The 337-nt window shown below is 55.8% G+C and carries 1 protein-coding gene; it reads left to right on the plus strand.

All coding sequences use genetic code 11. The features are described from left to right. Positions 1-172, plus strand: a 172-nt coding sequence (locus tag ACT3T6_RS17745) for a transposase (RefSeq protein ID WP_181950751.1), incomplete at its 5' end; no start/stop codon positions are given. Positions 173-337 lie beyond the last annotated feature (165 nt).

Here is a 337-nt window from a genome sequence, read left to right on the forward strand (position 1 = left end):
TCTGAAGCACACGCCCTTCGCGCGCATGAGTCCGAGCAACCTGAGGCTCAAGCTCATCAAAGTAGGCGCGGTCATCATCCGCAATACGCGTCGAATCCGAGTACTCATGAGTGACAGCTACCCCTATAAAACGGCGCTATCCGATCTCGTCAGGCGGTTGGTTCCTAACTGACTGCTCGGGCGCCCCCGGCCCGAAGCAATGGGGGAAAGGGGGAAGTGTGTCTGAACGCCGGAAAGTGGTTAAAAAGTAGCCGATGTAAGTCGAGCCAGTAGGTGTTTAGCGGTGTTACAGCCTGAGTGCGGTACTGGCTGAGGTACTATGAGAAATCCAGGCTAG

This window comes from Halomonas sp. 72, assembly GCF_052379785.1.
GTDB lineage: Bacteria > Pseudomonadota > Gammaproteobacteria > Pseudomonadales > Halomonadaceae > Vreelandella > Vreelandella citrativorans.